The organism is Aeromicrobium sp. A1-2 (genome assembly GCF_003443875.1).
Lineage (GTDB): Bacteria > Actinomycetota > Actinomycetes > Propionibacteriales > Nocardioidaceae > Aeromicrobium.
Map to the genome: position 1 here is coordinate 2,492,635 of NZ_CP027482.1, position 25,070 is coordinate 2,517,704.

The following is a 25,070-nucleotide window of genomic DNA, read 5'->3' on the forward strand; positions in this document are numbered from 1 at the left end:
ACGATCATTCAGCCGAGTCGCTCTCCGTGGCGGCGGGGGCCGCGGCCTCTTCAGCGTCAGTGGCGTCGTGCTCGATGCCCGCCTCGGTCTCGGCAACCGCGAGCTCGGCCTCGAGCTGGGCCTCGCTGGGCGCGGCCGTGATGTTGACGATCAGCAGGTCGGCGTCGACCGCGAGGGTCGAACCGTCCGGGAGCTCGATGTCGCTGGCGTGGATCTGGGCGCCGGCGTCGAGGCCCTCGAGCGAGATCTCGAAGGACTCGGGGATGTGGGTCGCCTCGGCCTCGACGGAGATCGAGGAGTTCTCCAGGATGACCAGGTTGCCGCTGATGGCGTCGCCGATCAGGTTGATGCGGACGTCGACGGTGACCTTCTCGCCCTTGCGGACGATCAGGAGGTCGGCGTGCTCGATGAAGCCCTTGAGCGGGTCGCGCTGGACCTGCTTGGGGATCGCGAGGTGCTTCTCGCTGCCCAGGTCAATCGTCAGCAGCGCGTTGGAGTTCTTGAGTGCCAGCATCAGCTGGTGACCCGGAAGCGTCACGTGGACGGGGTCGGAACCGTGTCCGTAGAGGACGGCGGGCACCTTGTCGGCCCGGCGGATGCGGCGGGCGGCGCCCTTGCCGAACTCGGTGCGGGTCTCGGCGGCGATCTTGATCTCGGCCATGGGAAATTCTCCTGGGGATTGATGCGTGGATCGAAAAGTCGGCTGTCAACTCTGACGGGCGCTCAACACAGCACTCCTGCGGAGCACCCTGTCGATCACGGTCCGAAGGACCCTCGCCGAGGCAACCGGGTGAGTCTATCGCAGGCGCTCAGACGGACGAAATCTGGCGACTCCGCAGTCCGAAGAGCATGCGGGTGCGTGGTTGCGCGGAGCCGCTGCCTGATGCCGCACAGGGGGTCCCTGGTTGAGCGAGCCATCGCACGAATAGCCCGCCGGCAGAGCCGGCTACGACCCTCGGTAGCCTGACCGCGAACCAGCCGGCACGCTCCCAGGGGGGACCTTGCGTCCATCATCGTTGCTTGCTCTGCCTGTCGCACTCGTTCTCGCCGTGGCCGGGTGCAGCGCCGACGACGGAGAAGAAGTCAGCTCCGCGTTGACGCTGCCTGCAGCCGGCCAGTGCATCGCTCAGGAGGTCGACGACGCCAACGACGTCGTTCCCGACACCCAGACCGCCGTGCCGTGCACCGAGCCACACGTCTACGAAATCCTGGCCGTGGTCGACATTCCCACAGACTTCCTCGCTGGCAGGACCGACGACGAGAAGCTCGCACGGCGCACCGAGCTGGCCACTACGGGCGACGACTCCCTGCCCGTGCGCAAGAAGATGTCCGCCCAGCTGGCTCCCTCGTGCGAGCAGGCATACCGCGACGCGTCCGGGGCCGCCGAGCTCACCGTGGCCGGCAAGTCCGCCGAGGACGTCCGCCTGACACCCATCCTCAACGGTGCGAGCCGGTGGACCACCGTGACCTCGCCCAAGCTGTGGCTCGATGGCACGACCCAGCTGATTTGCTCTGTCCGCTTCGCCGTGCCCCCGACCGACGACGGGCCGGGCCCCGTTGCGCCCGTGACCTCGCCGAACAAGGACCTGGTCATCTCGTCCCTGCTGACCGAGGACTTCCCCGACGCGTACCGCGGGTGCACGGTATCGACGACTGGCCCGTCGAAGTCGACGCCATGCGGCTCGCCACATCAACAGGAGTACCTCTGGACCGTCGACATGCGAGCGGTCTACGGCAAGGACTTTCTCAAGGACTCAGATCTTGCCAACGGCAAGGTGAGCGACGACGAGCTGTCGATGATGAAACGCGCCTGCGGCGAGCCCCTTGCGCAGCTGGGCGGCTCGATGGGCATCGAACGCCAGGTGGGCATCCGAAGGCCCAAGGAGGCGTCCACGACAGGCCCCTCGCTGGCGATCAACTGCCTGCTGGAGACCGTCGACACGAGCTCGTCGCTCGGCAGCGAGTTCGTCGCCTTCTGAGCCGGCGATCGCTCGTCGCGCCCTTGGTGTCAGGACTTGAACAGCGAGGTGACTGAGCCCTCTTCGAAGACCGCAGCGGTCGCCTGGGCCAGCAGGGGGGCAATCGACAGGACCGTAAGCTTGTCGAAGCGCTTGTCGTCCTCGATCGGCAGCGTGTTGGTCACAATGACCTCGCAAGCCGTGGAATTCTTAAGTCGTTCGACGGCAGGGCCGGAGAACACCGCGTGCGTCGCGACGATCACGACGTCGGCGGCACCATCGGCCATCAACGCCTCGGCGGCCTGCACGATCGTGCCGCCGGTGTCGATGAGGTCGTCGACCAGGATGCAGACCCGGCCCTCGACGTCGCCGACGACGCGGTTGGCCTTGGACTCGTTGGGCTTGCGCGGGTCGCGAGTCTTGTGGATGAAAGCCAGTGGCGCGCCGGCGAGGGCCGCCGCCCAGGACTCGGCGACCTTGATCCGGCCAGCGTCGGGCGAGACGACCGCGAGCGGCTTCTTGCCGTACTTGCGCTTGACGTGGCGCGTGAGGATCGGCATCGCCAGCAGGTGGTCCACCGGTCCGTCGAAGAATCCTTGGATCTGCGCGGTGTGCAGGTCGACTGTCATGAGCCGGTCGGCGCCCGCAGTGAGAAAGAGATCGGCCATCAGGCGGGCCGAGATGGGCTCACGACCCAGGTGCTTCTTGTCCTGGCGGGCATAGCCGTAGAACGGCAGGATCACGGTGATCCGCTTGGCCGAGGCACGCTTGAGCGCGTCGATCATGATGAGCTGCTCCATGATCGCCTCGTTGATCGGGGCCGCGTGGCTCTGCAGCACGAACGCATCGCAGCCGCGTACCGACTCGTCGAACCGTACATAGATCTCGCCGTTGGCGAAGTCGTACGCCGTCGTGGGGACGACCTCGATCTCGAGGAGATCGGCCACCTCCTGCGCCAACGTGGGGTGCGAGCGGCCCGAGAACAGCAGCATGTTCCGCATCGGCGTGCGTTTGGACAGGCTACTCACCGGGGGCCTCCACAGTTGACTTCGGCTCGGCGTCACGCGCGGCCTGGGCTGACGGGGTGTCGGGCCGCTTGGCCTCCACCCACCCCTCGATGTTCCTCTGTCCTCCGGCACTGACCGCCAGCGCCCCCGCCGGCACGTCCTCGCGGATCGTCGCGCCAGCGCCCGTGAACGCTCCGTCGCCGACTGAGACAGGCGCGACGAACGTGTTGTTGGAGCTGGTCTTGGCGTGGCGGCCGATCGTCGAGCGGTGCTTGTTGACGCCGTCATAGTTGGCGAAGATTGTGCCAGCGCCGATGTTGGCGCCGTCGCCGATGTCCGCGTCGCCTACGTAGGACAGGTGCGGCACCTTGGCGCCCTCGCCGATCGTCGAGTTCTTGACCTCGACGAAGGTGCCGATCTTGCCGCCCGTGCCGAGCACGGCGCCGGGGCGCAGGTAGGCATAAGGGCCGACAGTCGTCCCGTCTCCCAGCACGGCATCCGAGCCGTGCGTGCGCACGACTGTTGCGTCGCGGCCGACCTCGACGTTACGCAGCGTCGTGTCGGGGCCGATCGTCGAGCCGGAGCCGATCACGGTCGCGCCGAGCAGCTGGGTGCCCGGCAGCAGGGTCACGTCGGGTGCGATCGTGACGGCCGAGTCGATCCAGGTCGTGGCCGGGTCGACGATCGTGACGCCCTCGGACATCCAGTGCTGGGTCAGCCGGTGGTTGAGCTCACGACCAAGCCGTGCGAGCTGCGCCCGATCGTTGACCCCCTCGGTCTGCCACACGTCCTCCAGGACGTGTGCGCCGACCGGGCGGCCCTCAAGGACCGCCTTGCCGACGATATCGGTCAGGTAGAGCTCGCCCTGAGAGTTGTTGGCCTCCAGGCTCGCCACGGCGTGGGTCAGGAATTCGGCTTCGACCGCCAGGATTCCGGAGTTGATCTCACAGATCACCCGCTCCTCCTCGGAGGCGTCCTTGTGCTCGCGGATCGCGGTGACTGATCCGACCGCGTCCCTCACGATGCGGCCATAGCCGGTCGGGTTGTCGACCTCGGCGCTCAGGATCGTGACGGTGCGCCCGGACGCCCGGTGGTCGACCAGCAGCTCCGAGAGCGTCTGGGCCGACAACAACGGGACGTCACCGTAGGTCACCAGCACCGTGCCGCGGGGCGGTTCGGCGAGTGACTCCAGGGCGACACGCACGGCATGCCCCGTGCCGTTCCGCTCCTCCTGCACGGCCTGGACGATCGCGGGGTCGTGTGCCGTGATGGCCGCCGACACCTGCTCGCGATCGTGGCCCACGACGGCGACCGTCGTCCGCACACCAGCACCTGACACCGCGACGAGCGCGTGCTCGATCATGCTGCGACCGGCGATCTCGTGCAGGACCTTGGCCCGTGCCGACTTCATCCGGGTGCCCGCTCCTGCTGCCAGCACGATCGCGGTGACGAGAGGTGGATTCGGGTTGCTGCTCACCGGGCTCCTTCTTCGACGTGGAACATGTGCTGGCTCCCCGGGTAGGAGTCGAACCTACGTCGCTAGTCCGCATTCAAAGTGCGGCGGGCCCTGCCGGCAGACCAACCGGGGATCGTGAACACGTGCCAGCGTACCGTCACGCAGGCCGTCCGGCAGCGCCCGCCGCACCGCTCCGCTCGAGCTGGGCCGCGAGCGACATGAGCCGAGCGTCGTCACCCGTGCGGGCGATCAGCTGGACCGCCAACGGGAGTCCGTCGTCGGTGGCTCCGACCGGCATCGAGACGGCCGGCACTCCGGCGTGGTTCCACTGCGCGGTGTACGGATAGAACGCGTTCATCGACAGGACCGTCGCGAGTCCACCCTTGCCACGCCAGTGCTCGACCGGGACGGCCGGCCCCGACATGACCGGGGTCAGCAGGACGTCGACGCCGAGCCGGTCGTGCAAGCCAGCACCGAATGCCACTCCCTGCTGCTTGGCCCACTCGACGGCTCGCCGCCCGAACGGCCGTCCGAGCCGGGCGATCGCCTTGGTGCGGCGCTCCAGCCGCGAGGGATCATCTGTGCCGTCGGCCCCCTCGCGGATGCCGGCGAGGTAGCGGACGGTCAGCGCCTTGGAGTCCAGCTTGTAGGGGATCTCGACCTCGACGACTGTGTGGCCGGCGGACCGAAGCGCCTCGGCCGTCGCCTCCACAGCCGCGCGGACCCGGGGATCCAGCGGCAGCGCCTTGGTCGCGGCGGCGGCGCTGAACGACAGGCCGATGCGCAGCGGCGCCGGGTCAGTGGCGGCTGCCTCGGTCAACGAGGAGCCGAACGTGCCGAACGTGTCGAGGAACAGGGCGCTGTCCGCGACAGCGGCCACGACACAGCCCTGGGTCGAGAGGTCGTGCCACCCGCCCGAGCTCGGCATCGTGCCCTGCGTCGGCTTGAAGCCCACCAGACCACAGCACGCGGCCGGGATGCGGATCGAGCCCGCGCCGTCCGAGGCCGTCGCGATGCCGACCGCACCGGCCGCGACGAGCGCCGCAGAACCGCCCGAGGACCCGCCGGGGGTGTGCCCCAGGTGGCGCGGATTGCGGGTGATGCCGTGCGCGTCGGACTCGGTGAAGCCGAAGATCGCCAGCTCCGGCAGAGCGGACTTGGCGACGATGATCATGCCGGCCGACCGCATCGCCGCGACGAGATCGGTGTCGCGCTCCACCGGCCGGGACATTGCGTTGCTGCCCTTGCCCGTGACGGTGCCTGCGATGTCGAGGTCGTCCTTGACCGCGATCGGGATGCCGAGCAGGCGTCCGACCTCGCCGTCGGCACGCCGACGGTCCGCCTCGTCAGCCGCGGCGAGAGCCTCGTCGGCGTAGACCGCGACGCTCGCGTTGATCGCGAGGTCCGCGACGCGAATCGACTCGAGAGCGGCCTCGGTGAGTTGGCGCGAGGTCACGGCGCCCGACGCGAGCGCCTTGCCCTGGGTCGTGGGTCCGGCGGCGAGCAGCTCGGTGGGAGTCATGTCGTGAGCGTACGACCAAACAATCTCGACATCAAGAATCTTGACGCCTACCATGGGGCTGTGGAAGATGATGTCGATCGACTGATCGCGGCATGGCAGCGGGAGCGTCCGGACATGGACGTCTCCCCCATGCACGTCCTGAGCCGCGTCACCCGGCTCGCGCTCCACCTCGACCGAGCCCGCAAGCAGGCCTTCGCCGCTCACGACCTCGAGCCGTCCGAGTTCGACGTCCTGTCAGCGTTGCGCCGCTCCGGCAAGCCTTACCAGCTGTCTCCGGGCCAATTGGTCCAGGAGACGCTCGTCACCAGCGGGACCATGACCAACCGGGTGGATCGACTCGTTGGCAAGGGCCTGGTCCAACGACTTCCCGACCCCGCGGACCGCCGCGGCGTCCAGGTCCGGCTGACCGGGCCCGGTCGGATCGCGGTCGACGGAGCGCTGGACGCGCTCCTCTCCCACGAGCAGCAGTTGTTGTCCGGCCTGGCGAGCGAGGACGCGGCATCGCTTGCGGATTCGCTCCGCGCCTTGTCCCGCCCGTTCGACCACTGAACGCCCGAGCCCGTCGGCAGTCGTGCCGTCGGACGTCCGTAGGGCGGTGCGTGGTCGGCCGGGTGGTCGAGGCCACCTAGACTTCTGCGGTGGCACATCTACTTGGCGTCGAGTCTCTCGCGCTCGACTTCCCGACCAAAACCGTCTTCGAATCCGTGACGATCGGCATCGACGAGGGTGACCGGATCGGCATCGTCGGTCGCAACGGCGACGGCAAGTCGACCCTGTTGCGCATCCTTGCCGGACGCATGGAGCCGGACTCCGGCCGCGTCACGACCCGCGGTGGAGTCCACATCGGGATGCTCGACCAGACCGACACGCTCGACCAGACGCAGTCCGTCGGCCACGCGATCGTGGGCGACATGGAGGACTACGAGTGGGCCGGTGACGCCAAGATCCGCGACGTCATCGCCGGACTGGTCTCCGACATCGCGTGGGACGCCACGATCGGCAACCTCAGTGGTGGCCAACGCCGCAGGGTCGCCCTCGCCGCGCTGCTCGTCGGCGACGACGACGTCCTGTTCCTCGACGAGCCGACCAACCACCTGGACGTCGAGGGCATCACCTGGCTCGCCGGGCACCTGCGCACCCGCTGGTCGCCCAACGCCGGCGGACTGCTGGTCGTGACTCACGACCGGTGGTTCCTCGACGAGGTGTGCAATGCGACCTGGGAGGTCCACGACGGCATCGTCGAGCCGTTCGAGGGCGGATACGCGGCGTACATCCTGCAGCGGGTCGAGCGCGACCGGCACGCCTCGGCGACCGAGTCCAAGCGTCAGAACCTGATGCGCAAGGAGCTGGCCTGGCTGCGGCGCGGGGCCCCCGCCCGCACGTCCAAGCCGAAGTTCCGCATCGACGCGGCCAACGAGCTGATCGAGAACGAGCCGCCGCCGCGCGACCCGATCGAGCTCAAGCAGATGGCGACGTCACGGCTGGGCAAGGATGTCGTCGACATCCTCGACGTCAGCGTCTCGTACGACCACGAGGTGCTCCGGCACGTCGAGTGGCGGATCGGACCGGGTGAGCGCACCGGAATCCTCGGCGCCAACGGGGGCGGCAAGTCGACCCTGCTGGGTCTGGTGACCGGCAAGGTCGAGCCGACCAGCGGGCGGGTCAAGCGCGGCAAGACCGTCAAGGTCGTGACGCTGACTCAGGAGCTCGACGAGCTCAAGGACGTCGGTTCCGACCGGGTCAGCGACGTCGTGGGACGCCAGCGCACCGCGTACGTGTCCGGCGGCAAGGAGATGACGCCGAGCCAGCTGCTCGAACGTCTCGGCTTCTCCAGCGAGCAGATGGCCACCCCCGTCCGCGATCTGTCGGGTGGCCAGAAGCGCCGCCTGCAGCTGTTGCTGATCCTGCTCGACGAGCCCAACGTCCTGGTGCTCGACGAGCCGACCAACGACCTGGACACCGACATGCTCGCCGCGATGGAGGACCTGCTCGATTCCTGGCCCGGCACGCTGCTCGTGGTGTCGCACGACCGCTACCTGCTCGAGCGCATCACCGACCAGCAGTACGCACTGCTCGACGGCCACCTACGCCACCTCCCCGGCGGCGTCGACCAGTACCTGCGCCTGCGCAAGGAGCAGGACACCCCGGCTGCCTCCAACCCGTCGACCGCCGGCCACACCGCCACGGTGTCCAAGCTGTCGAGCGCCGAGCTCCGCAACACCAAGAAGGAGATCGCCTCGATCGACCGCAAGATGGAAAAGTTGTCGGCACGCATCGACGCGCTGCACGTCGAGATGGCGCAGCACGATCCCACCGATGGTTCGGGGCTGTCGGAGCTGACCAAGTCGGTGCAGGAGCTCGAGGCCAAGGTCGCCGAGCACGAGACCCGCTGGATCGAGCTCAGCGAGCTCGTCGACGCCTGACCCCGGTCAGATCATGCGGGCGCCGGTGACGGGCCCGTGGGACTGCACGACGTCGGCGCACCCGGAGGCGCTGCCCAGCGCGAACGCGATGTCGAGGCTGTGCTGCTCGTCCGAGGCCAGGAACAGCGCCGTGGGTCCGGACCCGGACAGGATCGCGCCGAGCGCGCCGGCCTCGATGCCGATCTCCAGGGTGTCCTGGAGCTCCGGACGCAACGACAGGGCAGCCTCGGTCAGGTCATTGGACAGTGCGCTGCCCAGGGCCTCGGCGTCCCCGGCACGCAGTGCGGCCAGCAGCGCGTCGGGCACGACCGGGTCGGGCACACCCGACCGCTCGTTGATCCGGTCGAACTCGGCGAAGACTGCCTTGGTCGACAGTCCTTCGTGCGCCATCGCGAAGACCCAGTGGTACGACCCACGCGCCAGCACCGGACTGATCGTCTCGCCGCGGCCCCCGCCGATCGCATTGCCACCGTGCAGCAGGAACGGCACGTCGCTGCCCAGGCGCGCCGCCAGCGGCTCGAGCTCGGCACGGGACAGTCCGGTGCCCCATACCTCGTTGCAGGCCACCAGCGCGGCAGCAGCGTCGGCGGAGCCTCCTGCCATGCCCCCGGCCACGGGGATGACCTTGCGGATCGCCAGATCGACTCCCCCGGTCGTCCCGGTGACCTCACGGAGCAGTCGGGCCGCCCGGACGGCCAGATTGTCATCGTCCTCGGGTACGAATGCAGCCTCGGAGCGCACGTCCAGCTCGCTGTGCACCGCGACGACGATGCGGTCGTCGTCGCGCGCTGTTGCCCGCACCTCGTCATGCAGGTCGACGGCCTGATAGACCGTCGCGAGCGGGTGATATCCGTCCGTACGGACCGGGCCGACACCGAGGCAGAGATTGATCTTGGCGGGGACTCTGACGGCAGCGGTGCTCACGCGTTCAACCTAGTGGCAGCCGCGTGACGCTCGTGGCAACCCCTGCAGAATTGGCGACTAGGTCGACGGCTCAGACCGGCGTGAGGAACTGGCCCAGGCGGAAGAACTCCTCGACCCCCAGCTGCTCCCCACGTGCCTGCGGCGAGATGCCGGCTGCCACGAGGGCCGCCTCGGCGGCAGGTCCAGAGCCCGCGAGCTCGGACAGCGCCGCCCGCATGGTCTTGCGACGCTGCGCGAAGGCGGCGTCGACGACTGCGAACGTCCGCAACCGCTGCTCCTCGTCGCCCGGCGCCTCGCGACGGGTCCACGCGACCAGAGCCGACTCGACATTGGGCATCGGCCAGAACACGTTGCGACCTATCGAGCCCGCCAGCTTGACCTCGGCGTACCAGGCAGCCTTGACGCTCGGAACGCCGTAGGTCTTGGAGCCCGGTCCGGCTGCGAGCCGGTGTGCGACCTCGGCCTGGACCATCACGAGGCCGGTCTCGATCGACGGGAACCGCTCGAGGAACGTCAACAGCACCGGGACCGAGACGTTGTAGGGCAGATTGGCCACGAGCGCCGTCGGCGCCGGACCCGGCAGTGATGTCACCTTCATTGCGTCCGAGATGACCAGGTCGAAGTGTGCGGCCTGGTCAGGGGCGTACTCCGCGATCGTCGACGGGAGCTGCTGCGCGAGCACCTCGTCGATCTCCACCGCGGTGACGTGCGCAGCGACCTCGAGCAGGCCCAGCGTCAGTGAGCCGAGGCCCGGGCCGATCTCGACGACGACGTCATCGGCGCCGATCCCGGACGTACGCACGATGCGCCGCACGGTGTTGGCGTCGATGACGAAGTTCTGCCCGCGCTGCTTGGTCGGACGGATGCCGCACGACTCGGCCAGGCGTCGGACATCAGCGGCTCCGAGCAGCCGGCCTGGCTTCGGAGGGGTCGAGTGTGTCAGTTGAACCTCGCGTGAGCACAGCCCCACTGGCCCCAGCCCGAGCGGGCCTGGAGGATCTTGGCGTACTTGATCTGGGTCTCACGGCTGTGCTGGTGCGGCAGACCGGGCCCGCCGACGCTGCGCCACGTCGCGGCGCTGAACTGCAGTCCGCCGTAGTAGCCGTTGCCGGTGTTGATGGACCAGTTGCCGCCGGACTCACACTTGGCGATCTTGTCCCAGACGCTGCCCGACGCCACGCTGGGGGCTGTCTTGGTGCCGTGCTTCTCGATCTGGGGACGCGGGTCGGACAGCGAGCGCGAGACCAGCACGATGCGCTCCCGGACCTTGCCGTCGGCGTAGACCAGCGTGACCTTCTCGGACTTCTCGCCGGGCTTGCCCTCCTGCACGACGGTCTTCACGCCCTTCACAGCCTCGGGGTCCTTCTGGACCTTGAGGCTGTACTTGACCGGAACGGTCTCGGTCTTGGTGACCTTCTTGATGCGGACGACGCGGACATCGGCGTCGGGCTTGACGTACGCATCCTTGCCGGGCTTGACCTCGTCATCGGCGCCCATGCTGATGTCGGCGGCCTTCAGCACGCCTGCGACGGTCGGCGCGGCCGATGTCACGGTCTTCTTCTCGCCATCGGCGATGACGGTCAGCGACTTGGAGCTGCTGACCACGAGGTCCATGCCCTTGCGGGGGACGACGGATCCGCGCTTGGCCGAGACATACGCATCCTTGGCCGGCTCGACACCGAGGGTGTCGAATGCGTCCGCGACGGTCCGGTCGTAGACCGTGTGCTCGGTGACGGTGCCGTCGACGGCGAGGGTCACAGGCTTGGCGTACGACACCGTGATGACGTCACCGTCGGACAGCGCGGCGGATGCGGGCTTGCTGAGCCGGTCTCCGGTGCGGACCGTGACGTCCTTGGCGGCCAGCACGTCGGAGACGTTGTCGCCGAACGTGCGGATCTTGTCGCTCTTGCCGTCGACCGTCAGGGTCACGGTGTGGCTCATGGCGCCGTAGGCGGCGGTACCTCCAGCGACGGTCAGGACGATCGCGAGGTTGAGAGCTATCAGCGGCAACGACTTACGGTTGCGGCGCTTTTCGGAGATGGGCGAGGTGTTTTCGGTTGCAGCTGACGGCATAGAGTTCCTTGGCAGTCGGTGACGGGGCCGACTTTCAACCATAACGACGCCCTTTCCTAGGTCAAATCCTCTGCGGCCAGGCGCCTCCGAAGGCACGATCGGTGTTGGCATCGATCATCTGGCACAACTCGTCAACCGTTTTGCCTGCAATTCCAGCCATGAATCGCACCGTGAGCGGGATCAGAAATGAAGCATTGGGCTGCCCACGATGCGGAACGGGTGTGAGGAACGGCGCATCGGTCTCGACAAGGATACGGTCCGCGGGAGTCACTTGGAGTGCTTCGCGCAGGTTCTCAGCGTTCTTGAAGGTAACGGTGCCAGCGAACGAGAGATATGCGCCGCGGTCCACGCACTCGCGGGCGAACGCCGCGTCTCCGGAGAAGCAGTGCATCACGGTGCGCTCCGGGACTCCCTCGTCGTCGAGCACCGCCAGGACGTCGTCGTGAGCGTCGCGGTCGTGGATCACCAGGGTGCGGTCGTGCCGCTTGGCCATCTGGATGTGTGCGCGGAACGAAGCGTGCTGGGCCTCCCGGCCGCCCTCGCCGGTGCGGAAGTAGTCGAGGCCCGTCTCGCCCACCGCCCGCACGTGCGGAGACTGTGCCAGGGCGTCTATCTCGGCCAGCGTCTCGCCGAGCCGACCCTGCTCGGCCAGGCCGGGGGCCTCATTGGGGTGCAGTGCGACGGCCGCGACCACCGAGTCGTACGCCGCTGCGGTCTCCACGGCCCAGCGGGAGCCCTCCAGGTCGCAGCCGACCTGGACGATGCGGGTCACCCCGACCGCGGCAGCCCGATCGAGTGCCTCGTCGACCGGGATCAGCAGGCCCCCCTCGACGCCCTTGGCGTACGCGCGGTGGTCGAGGTGGCAGTGGTTGTCCACGACCGGGGAGGGCAGCGCCTCCGGTGTGGCAGGCCAACCGTCGGTGACCATCACTCGGTCGGGACCTCGATGCGCGGGAACAGCGACGCGGGCTTGGTGATCGTGGTGCCGGCGGGGAGCTGTCCCCACGCTGCGACGCTGTCGATGCGTTGGTCGGCGAGATCTCCGAGCGCGGGGGCGGCACCCAGCGAGTCCCACAGCACCGCCGAGGCCTTGGGCATGACCGGGTTGAGCACGACCGCGAGCACGCGCAGCCCCTCGGCCGCAGTGGCGAGGATCGTGGCTAGCCGGTCACCGGCGGCCTCGTCCTTGGCGACCTGCCACGGAGCCTGCTCGGTGAGGTATCCGTTGAGCTCGTCGACGATGCGCCAGATCGCGGACAGTGCGTCGTGTGGTGCGACCACCTCGATCGCAGCATCCGCCGCGCCGACGGCCTCCTCGACGACGTCGATGACCTTCTGCTCGGCCGGCGTCGTGACACCCGCCGCGGGCAGGGCGCCGTCGAAGTACTTGCCGATCATCGCTGCGACCCGCGAGGCCAGGTTGCCGAAGCCGTTGGCCAGCTCCGCGTGATAGCGGGCGCTGATGTCCTCCCACGAGATCGAGCCGTCGCTGCCGAACGTCAGCGCCCGGGCGAAGTAGTAGCGATAGGCGTCCGATCCGAAGGTGTCGACGATCTCGTCGGGACGGATGCCGTTGGCCTTGGACTTGCTCATCTTCTGCCCGCCGACCAGCAGCCAGCCGTGCGCGAAGACCTGGTGCGGCACGGGCTGTCCCGCTGCCATCAGCATCGCCGGCCAGATGACCGCGTGGAACCGGGCGATGTCCTTGCCGACGATGTGGATGTTGGCCGGCCACAGGCCGTCGAAGCGCTCCTGATCGGTTCCGTAGCCGATCGCGGTGGCGTAGTTGAGCAGCGCCTCGACCCACACGTACATGACGTGCTGGTCGTCCCACGGAACCCCGATGCCCCAGTCGAACGTCGACCGGGAGATGGACAGGTCACGCAGGCCTCGGCTGACGAACGAAATGACCTCGTTGCGCGCCGACTCCGGCTGGATGAACGTCGGATTGGCTTCGTAGAAGTCCAGCAGTCGCTGCTGGTAGTCGCTGAGCCGGAAGAAGTAGTTCTCCTCGGTCATGTGCTCGACCCTGCTGCCGTCGAGCTTGGAGACCTTGAAGCCCGCGTCGTCGCCCTCACCGTCGGCGACGTCGTCGTCACCGACGAACTCCTCGCTGCCGACGCTGTAGTAGCCGCTGAACGAGCCCTGGTAGACCGCGTCACGCTCGTGCAGGTCCTTCCAGAACGCGATCGATCCGTCGATGTGACGCTGCTCCGTCGTCCGGATGAAGTCGTCGTTCGCGATGTCGAGGGTGTCGAGCAGGGGCTTCCACTCCTCCTCGACGAGCTTGTCAACCCACTCCTGCGGCGAGACACCGTTGGCCTCGGCCTTGCGGAGGACCTTCTGCCCGTGCTCGTCGGTTCCGGTCAGGTACCAAACGTTCTCACCACGCTGGCGGTGCCACCGGGTGATGATGTCGCCCATGACCGTCGTGTAGCCGTGCCCGATGTGGGGCGCGTCGTTGACGTAGTAGATGGGCGTGGTGACGTAGAACGTTTCGGCGGACACGCCCTCAATCGTAGTGGTGGCGCTCCGGGCCGCTACGAGTGCGCGGCGTCGTAGACGTCCTTGCGCCGGGTGCCGGTCTCGCCTGCGACCTGCTCGATCGCATCCTTGCGGCTCAGGCCATCGGACTGACGTGCCGCAACCAGCTCCCGCAGATCCTCCGGTGCGTACGTCCGAGAGTCCGACGGCGCTCCCCCGACGACGATCGTGACCTCACCGCGCACACCCTGCTCCTGGCCTGCGGCCCACTCGACCAGCTCGCCGAGGCCACCGCGGGCAACCTCCTCGTACGTCTTGGTGAGCTCGCGGCACACCGCGGCCGAGCGATCCTCGCCAAGCACCTCGGCCATGGCCCGGAGCGAGACCTCGGTGCGGTGTGGCGACTCGAAGAACACCATCGTGCGTCGCTCAGCGACGAGCTCGGTCAGCGCCCGCATGCGCTCACCGGACTTGCGGGGCAGGAACCCCTCGAAGCAGAAGCGATCGACCGGCAGGCCCGAGACGGCCAGAGCCGTGAGCACGGCCGACGGCCCGGGGATCGCGGTCACGGCGACATCGGCCTCGATCGCGGCGACAACAAGTCGGTAGCCGGGGTCCGAGACGCTCGGCATGCCAGCATCCGTCACGAGCACGACGGTCTGACCCTCGACCAGCATCGCCGCGAGCTCAGGGGTCCGCCGCTCCTCGTTGCCCTCGAAGTACGACACGATCCGTCCGCCGACCTCGACACCGAGCTCGGCGGCCAACCGCTTGAGCCGGCGGGTGTCCTCGGCCGCCACGACGTCGGCGGAGGCCAACACCTCAGCGAGCCGACGGCTCGCGTCAGCCGCCTGGCCGATCGGTGTTGCCGCAAGGATGAGCATGCGGCCATCTTGTCAGGTCACCTAGGCTGGGCCGCGTGACACTGCTGGCGAGGGTCCCCGACCGGCTCGGGCGGATCCCGGATCGGGCCTGGGGCTGGATCGGTCCAGTTGCGGTAGCGCTCCTGGCGTTCGTCCTGCGGGTCTGGAACGTCGGCAGACCCCGCATCCTGATGTTCGACGAGACCTACTACGCCAAGGACTCGTGGTCGCTGCTCCAGCACGGCTACGTCCAAGACTTCGTCGAGAACGCCAACGACAAGATCCAGGCCGGTGACACGACCGCGTTGATGACCGGTGACCCGTCGTGGATCGTGCACCCCGACGGCGGCAAGTGGATCATCGCGCTCGGCGAGTCGGTGTTCGGCCTGGATCCCTTCGGCTGGCGCATCGCTGCGGTCGTGATCGGGGCCCTGACCGTGCTGGCCCTGGCCCGGTTGGTGCGGCGGATGACGGGGTCGACCACGATCGGTTGCTTCGCGGGTCTGCTCCTGACGTTCGACGGATTGCACTTCGTGATGTCGCGACTGGCCCTGGTCGACGTGTTCCTCGCGTTCTGGCTGGTGTGCGGTGTCGCCTGCCTCGTCGCCGATCGGGACTGGATCCGTGCCCGGCTCGACCGCTACCGCTTCGTCCGACCATGGCAGCTGCTGGCCGGCCTGAGCTTCGGGATGGCCTGCGCGACCAAGTGGAACGGCGTGTACGTCCTGGCGGCGTTTGGCGTGGTCGTGGTCGTGTGGGAGGTGCTCGCTCGACGTGCCGGGCCGGCGCGGGCCGGGGTGCGACGCAGCAGCTGGGTCACGACGGCACTCGCCGTCGGCCTGCCGGCGTTCGTCTCGATCGTCGTCGTCGCGGGCCTGGTCTATCTGGCGACGTGGACCGGTTTCCTGATCCACCACGACCTCTACGAGGCGCGGTTCGGGCGAGGTTACGGCGACTACTCGGCACCCTGGGGGGCGTACGTTGACAAGCCAACGCCCGGCTTCCTGGGCGAGACCCGTGACGCGCTGAGGTCGCTCTGGCACTTCCACGTCATGACGTTCGACTTCTCCGCGCACGGGCTCAACGACGCCAAGCCGCACCCCTATCAGTCGAACCCGCTCGGTTGGCTCGTGATGGAGCGCCCGGTCGGCGTGGAGTACACCGGCGACCTCCCCGCCGACCGGTGCGGGGCCGCTGCCGACTCGAGCTGTCTGCGTGAGGTGCTGCTGCTCGGCAACCCCATCCTCTGGTGGGCCGGGGCCTTGGCCCTGATCGCCGCGATCCCCGCCTGGATCAAGACCCGCGACTGGCGTTGGGGCATTCCGGTCGTGGCCGTCCTGGTGAGCTGGCTGCCGTGGTTCCTCAGCGCCGGCCGGCCGATCTTCTCCTACTACGCCGTCGTGATGATTCCCTTCACGATCATCGCGATCGCGCTGGTCGTGCACGCGCTCGCTCGCGCGGCCGTGACCCCGCGGCACCGCTACGTCGTGTGGGTCTTCGCGGGCACCTTCCTGACCGCTGTCGTGATGTCGTTCTGGTTCTTCCACCCGATCTACACCGGCAAGATCATCCCGTACGGCACCTGGCACGACCGCATGTGGTTCGACCGCTGGATCTGAGCCGGCCTGCGAGCGGCGCTACCGAGCCACCGGTGCCGCCGCATCTGGACCCGTCCTTATGACCCGCATGACGCCGCAGACGCAAGTTCACCACGACCGTGCCGGCGATCCATCGACGGCCTGATCAGCATGTTCGAGACCGCCGTCATGCTGGCCGTCACATTCCCGCAACCGGAGTCGAGGACGCCCGACTCCGTCCGCTTTCGCCGCAACGCTGCCGAGCCCGACCCAGGACCTGCTCTAGGTGTGATGCCCAGGCACGTTGGTCGAGATCGTGCGATGTCTTGATCTGAATTTGTAGACGGGTGAAGACCTCCCGGTGTGGAGTGGAGCTGTTGAGAAACCGCTTCACGACCAGGAGGTCTTCATGTGCCACGCTACCCATTCCAACGCGGCTTTGACGCCGCGAGCCAGGCTTCGGTTGGCTCGTCTTGTTGTCGACCATGGTTGGCCGCCAGCGCGGGCCGCTGAACGTTATGACGTGTCGTGGAAGACCGCGACGAAGTGGGCTGATCGCTACCGGGCCGAGGGTGAGGCCGGAATGGTCGACCGGTCCTCCAGGCCGCACCGTCAGCCGAACCGGACGCCGCAACCGATGGTTCGAAAGATCGTGCACCTGCGCTGGAAGCAGCGACTGGGGCCGATCGAGATCGGCGACCGGCTGAACATGCCGGCCTCGACCGTGCATGCGGTGCTGGTCCGTTGCCGGCTCAACCGGTTGACCCACATCGACCGCGTGACCGGTGAACCGATCCGCCGCTACGAACACGAGCGTCCGGGCGACATGATCCATGTCGACGTCAAGAAACTCGGGAAAGTCCCTGACGGCGGAGGGTGGCGCTACGTCGGCCGCGGCCAGGGCGACAAGAACAGATCAGCGACGACCGTGCGCATCGGTGGTCCACGCAACAAGTACGGCAACCCATTGATCGGGACCTGCTACCTGCACACCGTGATCGATGACCACTCCCGCGTCGCCTACGTCGAAGCCCATGACGATGAGACCAAGGAGACCGCCACCGAAGTGCTGCGCAACGCCGTCGCGTGGTTCGCCGAACGCGGCGTGATCGTTCGGCAGGTCTTGTCCGACAACGGCAGCTGCTACCGCAGCCACCTCTGGGCCGAGACCTGCGCCAATCTGGGAGTCAAGCACCGCCGGACCAGGCCCTACCGGCCCCAGACCAACGGCAAGATCGAACGCTTCCACCGCACCCTGGCCGAGGCTGGGCCTTCAAGAAGTTCTACAACTCCGAATCAGCCCGACTCGCCGCCCTGCCATCATGGATCCACCAATACAACCACCACCGGCCCCACTCAGCAGTCGGGAAGAAAGCACCCATCACCAGATTGGACAACCTGGCTGGGCATCACATCTAGGTGCGAGCCTCGGCGCCGGCGAGGGCCAGGCCGACCATCCAGGCAATGTCCGCGGCCGCCTCGGCCGATGGCTTGGACGGCCGGGTGAGCGCCGACAGGACCAGCCGTACGACGACCTCGACCGCAACCTCGAGCTCGGCGTCGGTCAACGGGGTCGGCGGATAGAACTCGACGACGCACTGCTTGACGACCATGACGGCGGACTCGACAATCTCCCCCGACTCGGTCGTCAGGATCTTGAGGAAGTCGGTGTCGTGCTCATCGGGCAACGAACCCACGATGGTGCGGACCAGCAGGCTCCGCTCGCCGAGCTCCAGGGCCCCCTCGCAGGCTGCCCTGATGCCCTCGACGAGGCCGCTCTGCCCGCTCATGCGATCCCGCACGACACCGAGGAACCGGTCCAGCTCGCGCAGGGCCAGGTGCTCGGCGAGCCCGTGCTTCGTGCCGAACTCGTTGTAGACCGTCTGCCGGCTGACGCCGACCTTCTCGGCGATCCGGGACATCGTGACGGTCGACCAGCCGGTCGCCTCGATCGTGTCCTGAGCGGCATCCAACAGGCGGCCGCGAACCGGCCCGGTGTGCTGGACCCCGGCAGTCATGATGTCGGCCCGTCCTCGAGCACCGCGTCGAGCCGTTCACCGGCGGCGATCCACGCCCGCGCGGTGCGAATGTCCCGCGGCCGACCGATCGACACCGCACCGCGGACGACTCCGTCGTCGAGCAGGTACGCCACGAAGTCGCGGTCGGCGAGGGATCCCCGCACGACGAGATCGTGCGATCCCTCGGGCCAACCAGCGACCTGCAGGTTGAACCCATATTGATCGGACCAGCACCACGGGACCTCGACGAACGCGGAGTCGCCGCCGGCCATGACCTTGCCGACCGCGGTGCCGTGATTCTGTGCGCCCTGCCAGTGCTCGACCCGGTGCCGACCACCGAGGACGCCATTGGGCTGGTTGGCGACGTCGCCGGCGGCGAAGACCTCCGGTGCCGACGTGCGACCGTGCGCGTCGACGAGGATGCCGCCGCCCTGGTCTGGCGGAGCGATGACGATGCCGGCCGCCTCGGCCAGCTCGATGTTGGGCTTCATACCGACCGCGACCACGACGACCGGGGCGGTCCAGGTCCGCCCGTCGATCGCCCGGACGACGGTCTGGTCACCATCGGGCTCGATCGTGGAGACCATGACACCGGTGTGCAGGTCGGCGCCCTGGCTCTTGTGCAGCTCGACGTAAAGCTCGCCCAGCTCGGGGGGCAGCAGCCGCGGCAGCGGCAGTGCTGCGGTCTCGAGCAACGTCACGTCACAGTCGAGCCCGCGCGCGCTGGCAGCGATCTCGGAGCCGATCAGTCCCGCTCCCACCACGATGACGTGTCCGCCGGTCAGCTCCGCCTGCAGGCTCGGCACGTCCGACAGCTCGCGCAGCGTCCGCACGCCGGGCGCGCTCCACGGCGATCGGGCCCGCCCGCCGGTTGCGAGCAGGAGCTGGTCGTACAGCAGCGTCTCGTCGTCGCCGAGCCGCACGACCCTCGCCTCGGTGTCGATCGAGGTGACCGTGACTCCGGTGCGCAGGGTGATCGACTGCTCGGCGTACCACTCGGCCTTCTTGATCCGGATCTCGTCGGCGGTCTTGTCGCCCCGCACGATCTCCTTGGAGACCGGGGGGCGACGATACGGAAGCTCCGGCTCGGCGGCCAGCAGGTCGATGGCGCCCTCGTAGCCGCTGCTCCTCAGGGCGGCAGCCGCGCTGACGCCGGCAATGCCGGCCCCCACGATGACGGTCCGGTGGGCAGCGGAACGAGTGGTCACCTGGATCAGACCAGCTCGAGCATCGTGAAGTCGGCCTTGGCCGCACCGCAGTCCGGGCACGTCCAGTCGTCAGGGATGTCCTCCCACTTGGTGCCGGGCGCGATGTCTTCCTCTTCCCAGCCCTCGGCCTCGTCGTAGATGAAACCGCACTGCTGACATTCCCAACGCTTCACGCCTGGTCTCCTCGTCCTCGGTTTTCAGCGGCAATGATGTTGCCGTCCTGGTCGTTGCGCTCGAACTCCGCGATCGGCACGAAGTCGACCTGCTCGCGCACGCCACAGTCCGGGCACGTCCAGTCGGGGTCGACCTGCGCGAACGGTGTGCCGGCCGGCCAACCCTCACGCGGGTCACCCTTGGCCTCCTCGTACACGTACTCACAGTTGGGGCAGATGAACTGGCTCATGCCGCCACCTTTCCGTACTTGCGCTCGTACTTCTTGGCCGTGCGCGGGCTGAGGTTGGCACGACTCAGGTCACCGTCGTAGTGGTCCATGACCCGGTCGTCCATGACCGAGCGCCAGATCTGCGGCACCCAGCTCAGGACGATCATGCCTGCATAGCCCGTCGGCAGCACCGGCGCCTGCTTGAAGTCGCGGAGCGCCTGGTAGCGGCGAGTGGGGTTCGCGTGGTGATCGCTGTGGCGCTGCAGGTGATACAGCAGCACGTTGGTGCCGATGTTGTTGGAGTTCCAGCTGTGGCTCGGGTTGACCCGCTCATAGCGGCCCGACTCGAGCTTCTGGCGCTTCATGCCGTAGTGCTCGAGGTAGTTGACCGACTCGAGCAGCCAGATGCCTGCGATGGCCTGCAGCACCAGATAGGGCAGGATCTCCCAGCCGAAAGCAATCGTCAGCCCGCCCCACAGGACGACCGAGAACGCCCACGCATTGAGCACATCGTTCTTGACCGACCAGTGGGTCTTCTTCTGGCGGGCGAAGCGCTTCTTCTCCAGGTCCCAGGCGCTGCGAAGGCTGCCCACGACGGTGCGCGGCATGAACTCCCAGACGGTCTCGCCGAGCCGGCCGCTCGCGGGGTCCTCGGGGGTCGCTACGCGGACGTGGTGGCCGCGGTTGTGCTCGATGAAGAAGTGGCCATAGAACGTCTGCGAGAGGGCGGCACGGGCGAACCAACGCTCGTACTCCTCCTTCTTGTGGCCGAGCTCATGGGCCGTGTTGATGCCGATGCCGGCGACCATGCCCAGACCCAGCGCGAGGCCGATCTTCTGCACGACGGTCAGCGGGTCCTCGATGCCGGGCAACGTGCCGCCACCGAGCAGGAAGGCTCCCCAGATGAGTCCGGCGATCTGCATCGGGATGAACGCGTAGGTCACCCAGCGGTAGTAGCGATCCTCCTCGAGCGCCTCGAGGACCTCGTCCGGCGGGTTGTCGGGATCGATCCCGGCCAGCATGTCGGCGATCGGGATGATGACGAAGACAAAGAACGGCCCGAAGTACCACGCGAGACTCGAGCCGGTGAGGGCGTACAGGCCCCACATGCCGACGGGGATCAGGGGAACCAGCGCACCCACGATCCACAGGTAGCGCTTGCGGTCACGCCACTGAATGACCTCGCCGTCGACAGTTGCTTCGATCGTCATGCTGATTCCTCCTCGTGCGTCCTGGAGAACGCTTTACAAGAAGGTAGCAAATGTAAAGTTCGGTGGCAAGAGACCCCGTCTGATTCACCTCAGGGCTTCCGCGCAAGCTTGTGGCGGTCGTCGGTGCGCTGCAGCCAGGTGGCAATCGAATCCTTCATGACCTGGATGTCACGCGGATCCGCGGTCGCGATCAGGTCGTCCTGCTCGCCGGGATCCACGTCCAGGTCGAACAGCTCGTCCGGGATCAGGCCGAAGTGGTGGATGAACTTCGTCGCACCGATCCGGACCGACGCACACTGGTTCGGGCGGAAACAGCTCGCCACGACAGGCGGCCGAGGCCCTGCGTCCAGCACGGACGGCACGTCGTAGGCGCCGTTCTCGATCCGATAGCCGAGGATGTCGGCCACCGTGGGAAGCACCGCGGTGTTGGTCATCGGATCGTCGATGTCACGATGCACAGGATCGGATCCGTCGTGGATCAGGAACGGGATGTGCAGCCCTTCCTGATAGATCGTGCCGTCGTGCTGCCAACGGTTGTGCTCACCGAATCCCTCCCCGTGGTCCCCCAGGATCACGAAGACCGTGTTGGAGTACAGCCCCTGGTCCTTGAACTGGTCGATCAGCCGCCGGACGAAGCGGTCCTCGTAGCTCACCAGGTTCAGGTAGTCGTCCAGCGCCTCGTCCTTCGCCAGGGCGCGGGTGGGGAATCCGTCCGGGACCACGTAGTTGTGGTGGGTCGCGACGGTGAGGACCGTCATCGCGAACGGCGCATCACGATGTTCCTGCGTCCACCGCCGGATGGGGTCGAGCATGATGTCGTCCTCGTACCCGAAGTAGTTGGCCCTGCTGAAGCCCGCAGGGTCCATCGACTCGACCGGGTAGAACTCCCCGAAGCCCATCTGACCCACGACGTCTGCGCGTTTCTCGAAGCTGGCGGTCGCGGACTGGAAGAAGCTGGTCGCGTAGCCCTGGGTGTCCAGCAGCTGCGGAAGACAGGAGCTCGCGACCCCTCCCGTCTCGGCCTCGCTGTTGTCCACGTCCAACGGCGGAGCGACCCCACAGTGCATCGCGACCAGCGCCTTGGACGTGTGCGGCACGACGGCAGTCGCGTCGTGCACCACGGTGCTGGTGCGAGCGAGCTCGACGAGGTACGGCGTTGTCGGCAGCGAAGGATCCCCCAGGCCGGTCGCAGAGGCGCGGACGGATTCCAGCGCAACGATGACGACGTTCTTCCGGGTGGTCTGCTCGCCCGGGACCAGACGAGCGCCTGTCGGAAGATCCGCAGCGATTGGCGGGACATAGTCCACCGGCACCGGCAGCCCTGAGGGCGCTACAGTCTGCGCGATCATGCTGACGACCGCCTCGCGTCCGAACGCGCTCCCGACGGTCAGGCTCGGCAGGCACGCCAGACCGACAAGCGCCAGACCCGTCGCGGCGGTCTTCGCGCCGCGTCGACCACTGGGCTCGGCCTGCTGCCCGAGCAGCGGAAAGAAAGACCCCGTGAGCCATCTGGAGATCAGGGGCGGCGAGAGCAGCACCCAGGACCCGATCAGTACCAAACCGATCCACGTCCCCGCCTGGACCGATACCTCGACCAGCCCCGAGATCTCGCTGAACGAGGTCACACCTGCCACGACGGTCGAGAGATCGAGCATCGTCCCGGTGATGAGAAAGTAGACGTGGCTCACCACCACCAGGAGAAGAAGGGCGACCGCAAAGGTATGGAGCGCAATCGTGGCGAAGATCTTCCGCTGCCGGCCCCCTACTGTGACGACGACCGCCACCCAAAGGGCGATGAGGCCCGCGGCGAACAAGAGCTCCGACCGCACCTGATCGAGAACATCACCAGGCCCAGTCGCCGACCCCCATCGATGGATGCGCTGTATCTTCGCAACGAGATCCAGGCCGTGGACAGGAACCAACGCAGCCAAGAGATAGGTCCACTGACCCGGGCCGAGCCCGCCGACACGCAGCGGCGGCGGATCTTGATTGCCATCGAGCGCGACAACAGCTGGGGTCTTTCGCAGATCCACAAGTCCGCCTAATGTCTATCGGTTCGCCGTCGGGAGCCGCTCCTGCACCGGAGCCAACCGGCGCAGGAGCGGCCGAGCGAGCTGTGGACGAGTGGGAAACTCTCTCCACCACAGCCCGCGCTCAGACCACGAGCGGCACCCGGGATGCCGCCCGTGGGGGTCTAGAAGGTGTCCATCGCCGACATGATCCCGGGCGCCAGAACGACGATGAACAGGACCGGGAAGATGCAGAGCATCAGTGGTCCCAGCAGCTTGACCGACACCTGACCGGCCTTGGCCTCGGCCCGGAGCTTGCGCTTCATCCGCATCTCCTTGGACTGAATGCGGACCATGCCCGAGATCGAAGAGCCGTGCTCCTCGGCCTGGATGATGCCTCGGATGAACGACTGGACATCTTCTGAAGTGGTTCGGGCCTGCAGAGCCTCGTAGGCCCCTCGGCGCGACACACCCAGCCGGACATCCTGGACCGTCCGGACCAACTCATCGGCCAGTGGCCCTTTCGCCGTACCCGCTGCGTTGGCGAGAGCAGCCTCAAAGCCCAGACCCGACTCGATCGTGATGACGATCTTGTCCAGGATGTCCGGCAGCGAGCGCTGCATCTCGTCCTGGCGCTCGGTCGCCCTGCTGTGCACCAGCAGGTCCGGGACGAAGTAGCCGACCACGATCGCGCCGATCCCGATGATCGTCTTGATCGGCGTCGGATCCACGAAGGCGAGCTTCAGCATGAGGAGCGCGATCGGGACCGGGATGAGGATCTTGGCCAGGATGATGTTTCGCATCGACCAGCCGCCGGGGTGGCCGGCCAGCATCAGGTTGCGCTCGAGCCGACCGAGCATCCCCTGCGTGGCGACATACCTCGCGGCGTCCTCCGGCTTGTCGAGCTGCCGGATGCGCGCGCTGATGGGCGCCTTCTCGACCTCGGGTCGAGTGCCCTCGAGCAGTCGCTGCCTGACCGCGCGGTCGGGCAGCGCGACGATTCCCAGCGAGATCGACAGCGCGCCGAGCGCGGCCACGATAAACAGTGCTCCGATGAACAGCATGACGATCTCCCTCAGACCTTGATGTCGATGATCGCGCGCATCCAGAAGGCTGAGAGCGTGTAGAGGACGGCTGACAGCAAAAGAAGCAGCACTCCGATCGTCGTGCTGAACAGCGGATCCAGATAACCGGGATTCATGAGTGAGTAGAGGACAGCGAGCGCCACCGGCAACGCCATCAGGACGTAGCACGAGGCCTTGCCCTCAGCCGCGTACGCACGAACCTTCTCCCGAATCTCGGCTCGGCCCCGGATCGTCTCAGCGACGGTGTCGATGATGTCGTTGAGGTTGCCTCCCGCGTCCCGCTGCACCGCAACGGCCTCCGCGAACCACTGGAAGTCCTCGCTCTGCATGCGATCTGCGACGTCGAGCATTGCCACGACCATGTCGCGCCCCAGTCGGTTCTCGTTGATGATTCGAGTGATCTCCTCCGACATCGGCGCAGCCGAGTCCGCCGCGACCGAGTTGAGGGCGATCTGCAGGCTTTGACCGGCGCGCAGCGCCGATGAGATGATCCGCAGCGTGTTGTCCAGCTGTTTGGCGAACTCCTTGCGTTGCCGCCCGGCCCGGAATCGAAGCACGAGCTTGGCTTCCGCACGGCCACCACGAGACCGGCACGAGTTCCGGTCACCAGGCCACCCCCGAGCACGGTGCCGATGACCAGGGCCGCCGCAGATCCTGCGACGATCCACGTCACCACGACTCCGACCGGTTTGGAGATCGCGGCCATCTCAAGCTCTCCGGCGCGAAACGGGACCCAACCTCGACTCGACAGAATAGTGTCGACGCCCGAGACCAGTCCGCGATAGACGACCCGCCACAACGGCTCGTTCACCACTTCGGTCCCGAGCCGGCGACGTTTCGAGATCCGCGGGACGGGGTCGGCGAACAGCG

22 protein-coding genes, 1 tRNA gene and 1 pseudogene are annotated in these 25,070 nt (G+C 67.5%); 5 read left to right on the top strand and 19 right to left on the bottom strand.

From position 1 onward, the window contains the following. Nucleotides 1–4: 4 nt before the first annotated feature. Nucleotides 5–661, bottom strand: a complete 657-nt coding sequence (locus C6I20_RS12150) for a 50S ribosomal protein L25/general stress protein Ctc (protein WP_118396207.1) — start codon at nt 659–661, stop codon at nt 5–7. 433 nt (nt 662–1,094) lie between these two features. On the opposite strand from C6I20_RS12150, the gene C6I20_RS12155 reads away from it, so the two are divergent. Further along, nucleotides 1,095–1,979: a hypothetical protein gene (locus C6I20_RS12155; RefSeq protein ID WP_162891299.1), complete on the top strand. Its 885-nt coding sequence runs from the start codon at nt 1,095–1,097 to the stop codon at nt 1,977–1,979. 29 nt (nt 1,980–2,008) lie between these two features. On the opposite strand, the gene C6I20_RS12160 is transcribed toward C6I20_RS12155, so the two are convergent. The 4 genes from C6I20_RS12160 to C6I20_RS12175 all read right to left on the bottom strand — a co-directional run bounded on the left by C6I20_RS12160 (nt 2,009) and on the right by C6I20_RS12175 (nt 5,943). Then, complete coding sequence (locus C6I20_RS12160) at nt 2,009–2,977, bottom strand: ribose-phosphate diphosphokinase (protein WP_256372176.1); 969 nt, start codon at nt 2,975–2,977, stop codon at nt 2,009–2,011. Between the two features lies 1 nt (nt 2,978). Next, a complete protein-coding gene (gene glmU, locus C6I20_RS12165) occupies nt 2,979–4,442 on the bottom strand; it encodes a bifunctional UDP-N-acetylglucosamine diphosphorylase/glucosamine-1-phosphate N-acetyltransferase GlmU (protein WP_254052128.1) in 1,464 nt (487 codons plus the stop codon). A 30-nt stretch (nt 4,443–4,472) separates the two neighbouring features. Continuing rightward, nucleotides 4,473–4,554 (bottom strand) — tRNA-Gln (locus C6I20_RS12170). Nucleotides 4,555–4,578: 24 nt separating this feature from the next. Further along, nucleotides 4,579–5,943: an amidase family protein gene (locus C6I20_RS12175; RefSeq protein ID WP_162891300.1), complete on the bottom strand. Its 1,365-nt coding sequence runs from the start codon at nt 5,941–5,943 to the stop codon at nt 4,579–4,581. Nucleotides 5,944–6,003: 60 nt separating this feature from the next. Between C6I20_RS12175 and C6I20_RS12180 the strand changes: the two genes are divergently transcribed. Together C6I20_RS12180 and C6I20_RS12185 are read left to right on the top strand one after the other, a co-directional pair. Continuing rightward, on the top strand, nt 6,004–6,492 hold the full coding sequence (locus tag C6I20_RS12180; protein ID WP_118396215.1) for a MarR family winged helix-turn-helix transcriptional regulator: 489 nt from the start codon (nt 6,004–6,006) through the stop codon (nt 6,490–6,492). A gap of 89 nt (nt 6,493–6,581) precedes the next feature. Further along, a complete protein-coding gene (locus tag C6I20_RS12185; RefSeq protein ID WP_118396217.1) occupies nt 6,582–8,366 on the top strand; it encodes an ABC-F family ATP-binding cassette domain-containing protein in 1,785 nt (594 codons plus the stop codon). 6 nt (nt 8,367–8,372) lie between these two features. On the opposite strand, the gene C6I20_RS12190 is transcribed toward C6I20_RS12185, so the two are convergent. The 6 genes from C6I20_RS12190 to rsmI all read right to left on the bottom strand — a co-directional run bounded on the left by C6I20_RS12190 (nt 8,373) and on the right by rsmI (nt 14,731). Next, nucleotides 8,373–9,290, bottom strand: coding sequence for a 4-(cytidine 5'-diphospho)-2-C-methyl-D-erythritol kinase (locus C6I20_RS12190; protein WP_118396219.1), 918 nt, complete (start codon nt 9,288–9,290; stop codon nt 8,373–8,375). A 70-nt stretch (nt 9,291–9,360) separates the two neighbouring features. After that, complete coding sequence (gene rsmA / locus C6I20_RS12195; RefSeq protein ID WP_371682684.1) at nt 9,361–10,254, bottom strand: 16S rRNA (adenine(1518)-N(6)/adenine(1519)-N(6))-dimethyltransferase RsmA; 894 nt, start codon at nt 10,252–10,254, stop codon at nt 9,361–9,363. Beyond that, nucleotides 10,230–11,363 (bottom strand): resuscitation-promoting factor, encoded by a 1,134-nt coding sequence (locus C6I20_RS17625; protein ID WP_162891301.1) that lies wholly within the window; start codon nt 11,361–11,363, stop codon nt 10,230–10,232. Before C6I20_RS17625 ends, rsmA begins: the two co-directional genes overlap by 25 nt. 61 nt (nt 11,364–11,424) lie before the next feature. Further along, a complete protein-coding gene (locus C6I20_RS12205; RefSeq protein ID WP_118396223.1) occupies nt 11,425–12,291 on the bottom strand; it encodes a TatD family hydrolase in 867 nt (288 codons plus the stop codon). Beyond that, the gene (gene metG / locus C6I20_RS12210) at nt 12,291–13,871 is read right to left on the bottom strand and encodes a methionine--tRNA ligase (protein WP_118396225.1); all 1,581 of its coding nucleotides are present in this window, start codon (nt 13,869–13,871) and stop codon (nt 12,291–12,293) included. The genes C6I20_RS12205 and metG overlap by 1 nt, the downstream gene beginning before the upstream one ends. A 32-nt stretch (nt 13,872–13,903) precedes the next feature. After that, a complete protein-coding gene (rsmI, locus tag C6I20_RS12215; RefSeq protein ID WP_118396227.1) occupies nt 13,904–14,731 on the bottom strand; it encodes a 16S rRNA (cytidine(1402)-2'-O)-methyltransferase in 828 nt (275 codons plus the stop codon). Nucleotides 14,732–14,766: 35 nt separating this feature from the next. Here rsmI and C6I20_RS12220 point away from each other — a divergent pair, with 35 nt between their 5' ends. After that, the gene (locus C6I20_RS12220; protein WP_118396229.1) at nt 14,767–16,329 is read left to right on the top strand and encodes a dolichyl-phosphate-mannose--protein mannosyltransferase; all 1,563 of its coding nucleotides are present in this window, start codon (nt 14,767–14,769) and stop codon (nt 16,327–16,329) included. A gap of 367 nt (nt 16,330–16,696) precedes the next feature. Then, nucleotides 16,697–17,706 (top strand): annotated as a pseudogene (locus C6I20_RS12225) (IS481 family transposase). On the opposite strand, the gene C6I20_RS12230 reads toward C6I20_RS12225, so the two are convergent. From C6I20_RS12230 to C6I20_RS12265, 8 genes are all read right to left on the bottom strand, one after another. Beyond that, nucleotides 17,703–18,305 (bottom strand): TetR family transcriptional regulator, encoded by a 603-nt coding sequence (locus C6I20_RS12230; protein ID WP_118396231.1) that lies wholly within the window; start codon nt 18,303–18,305, stop codon nt 17,703–17,705. The pseudogene C6I20_RS12225 and the gene C6I20_RS12230 sit on opposite strands and share 4 nt — an antisense overlap. Continuing rightward, nucleotides 18,302–19,513 (bottom strand): NAD(P)/FAD-dependent oxidoreductase, encoded by a 1,212-nt coding sequence (locus C6I20_RS12235; RefSeq protein ID WP_162891302.1) that lies wholly within the window; start codon nt 19,511–19,513, stop codon nt 18,302–18,304. Before C6I20_RS12235 ends, C6I20_RS12230 begins: the two co-directional genes overlap by 4 nt. A 5-nt stretch (nt 19,514–19,518) precedes the next feature. After that, entirely contained in the window at nt 19,519–19,686 is a 168-nt protein-coding gene (locus C6I20_RS12240) for a rubredoxin (RefSeq protein ID WP_118396235.1), read from the bottom strand. After that, nucleotides 19,683–19,916 (bottom strand): rubredoxin, encoded by a 234-nt coding sequence (locus tag C6I20_RS12245; RefSeq protein WP_118396237.1) that lies wholly within the window; start codon nt 19,914–19,916, stop codon nt 19,683–19,685. The genes C6I20_RS12240 and C6I20_RS12245 overlap by 4 nt, the downstream gene beginning before the upstream one ends. After that, nucleotides 19,913–21,106, bottom strand: coding sequence for an alkane 1-monooxygenase (locus C6I20_RS12250; protein WP_118396239.1), 1,194 nt, complete (start codon nt 21,104–21,106; stop codon nt 19,913–19,915). The genes C6I20_RS12245 and C6I20_RS12250 overlap by 4 nt, the downstream gene beginning before the upstream one ends. A gap of 89 nt (nt 21,107–21,195) precedes the next feature. Beyond that, on the bottom strand, nt 21,196–23,139 hold the full coding sequence (locus C6I20_RS12255; RefSeq protein WP_162891303.1) for an LTA synthase family protein: 1,944 nt from the start codon (nt 23,137–23,139) through the stop codon (nt 21,196–21,198). 161 nt (nt 23,140–23,300) lie between these two features. Further along, a complete protein-coding gene (locus tag C6I20_RS12260) occupies nt 23,301–24,179 on the bottom strand; it encodes a type II secretion system F family protein (protein ID WP_118396243.1) in 879 nt (292 codons plus the stop codon). Between the two features lie 11 nt (nt 24,180–24,190). Then, the gene (locus C6I20_RS12265; protein WP_162891304.1) at nt 24,191–24,757 is read right to left on the bottom strand and encodes a type II secretion system F family protein; all 567 of its coding nucleotides are present in this window, start codon (nt 24,755–24,757) and stop codon (nt 24,191–24,193) included. Nucleotides 24,758–25,070 lie beyond the last annotated feature (313 nt).

What these genes read in the sequence shown, in the direction of transcription:
- C6I20_RS12150 (WP_118396207.1), bottom strand. Translation starts at nt 661, where the DNA reads ATGGCCGAGATCAAGATCGCCGCCGAGACCCGCACCGAGTTCGGCAAG.
- C6I20_RS12175 (WP_162891300.1), bottom strand. Translation starts at nt 5,943, where the DNA reads ATGACTCCCACCGAGCTGCTCGCCGCCGGACCCACGACCCAGGGCAAG.
- C6I20_RS17625 (WP_162891301.1), bottom strand. Translation starts at nt 11,363, where the DNA reads ATGCCGTCAGCTGCAACCGAAAACACCTCGCCCATCTCCGAAAAGCGC.
- C6I20_RS12205 (WP_118396223.1), bottom strand. Translation starts at nt 12,291, where the DNA reads ATGGTCACCGACGGTTGGCCTGCCACACCGGAGGCGCTGCCCTCCCCG.
- rsmI (WP_118396227.1), bottom strand. Translation starts at nt 14,731, where the DNA reads ATGCTCATCCTTGCGGCAACACCGATCGGCCAGGCGGCTGACGCGAGC.
- C6I20_RS12230 (WP_118396231.1), bottom strand. Translation starts at nt 18,305, where the DNA reads ATGACTGCCGGGGTCCAGCACACCGGGCCGGTTCGCGGCCGCCTGTTG.
- C6I20_RS12245 (WP_118396237.1), bottom strand. Translation starts at nt 19,916, where the DNA reads ATGAGCCAGTTCATCTGCCCCAACTGTGAGTACGTGTACGAGGAGGCC.
- C6I20_RS12250 (WP_118396239.1), bottom strand. Translation starts at nt 21,106, where the DNA reads ATGACGATCGAAGCAACTGTCGACGGCGAGGTCATTCAGTGGCGTGAC.
- C6I20_RS12260 (WP_118396243.1), bottom strand. Translation starts at nt 24,179, where the DNA reads ATGCTGTTCATCGGAGCACTGTTTATCGTGGCCGCGCTCGGCGCGCTG.